Source organism: Streptomyces sp. IBSBF 2435 (assembly GCF_036815005.1).
GTDB lineage: Bacteria > Actinomycetota > Actinomycetes > Streptomycetales > Streptomycetaceae > Actinacidiphila.
In genome coordinates this window covers 1-1,157 of sequence record NZ_JAJSYW010000384.1, presented here as the reverse complement: position 1 = coordinate 1,157, position 1,157 = coordinate 1, and the positions used below count along the sequence as shown (strand labels likewise).

1 protein-coding gene is annotated in these 1,157 nt (G+C 76.5%); it reads right to left on the bottom strand.

The annotated features are described in order from the left end of the window. Positions 1 to 1,077: FUSC family protein (locus tag V7E46_RS33585; protein ID WP_333771933.1), on the bottom strand; the 1,077-nt coding region annotated here is incomplete at its 3' end. Between the last annotated feature and the right edge of the window lie 80 nt (positions 1,078 to 1,157).

Genomic DNA, 1,157 nt, shown 5'->3' with positions numbered 1-1,157 from the left:
GGGCGGGGGCGTGGTGGCCGGAGGGCGAGGGGGTTCGGCGTCCGGGCGGCGGCCCAGGCGGCGGCGGACCTGGCCGAGATTGCGGGCGGTCAGGACGAGGTGCGCGCGGGTCGCGGCGAGGTCGGACGGGGAGGTGGCGGCCAGCGCCCGGGCCTCGCGTACGCACACAGCCAGCGTCTCCGCCCAGTCAGCGGCGTGCGGTGCCGCGCCGGGGGCGGCGCGGCGGGCGAACAGGGCACGGTGGGCCCGCGCCGACGCGGCCGCCTCGCTGAGGTCGCGGGCCGAGCGGTCCAGGGCGCGGGCCAGTTTCCGCAGCGCGGCCGGTTCCGGGTCGGGTTCGCGTGCCGTGGTGAGCAGGTCCTGCAGGACCTGGAGGGTACGGGCGGCCCGCCCCCGCATCACCGTCTCCGTACGGAGCGGCAGCACGAAATACGCGGCCAGGATGCCGCATGCAGACCCGGCGAGGATGCCCTCCGGACGCTGGAGGAGAAGGGCAGTGCCCTGCTCGCCGTCCAGGGAGTAGAGCACGGCCAGCAGGCTGGTCACGCAGAACGCCCACACGGCGTAGCTCACTTCGCGCAGCCATATCCCGACGAAGAGGTAGCAGAAGATCACCGCGACGGCGGCGGGCGGTACGTCCGCCACCAGGTGGGCGACGAGGGTGCCCGTCACCGCGCCGGTGAAAGCCCCGGCCACGCGCAACCCGCTGCGATGTACCACGTCGCCCCGGGCGCGGGCGGCGCTGCACACGACGAAGGCCGTGATCACGGTCCACGTCCAGTGGTGCGGGAAGACCAGGTGCCCGGCGGCGAAAGCCGCGGCCATTGCGACGGTCAGCTGCGCGCTGAGGCGGGTGTGGGGTTGCAGGCCCTTCCTGGCCGGAGGACGGGGCGGCTCCTGCGCCGGGTGTGCCCGCGCGGGGATGGCCCGTACGTCTGCCGCCGCCGCTTCGACCTCGGCCAGGGCCCTGGTGAGGGGGTCGCCGGGCGCGGCGGCGTCCGGGCCGGGCGGAGGCTGGCCCGCAGACCGATCGGGCGCCCCTGCCGCCGCCAAGTGCGGCACACCCTGCCCGGGCACACCGCCCTCCGCAGGCAGCACCGGGACGCCCGACCCACCCGCACCCTCCCCCGCGGACCAGTCAGCCGCAGCGCCAGGAC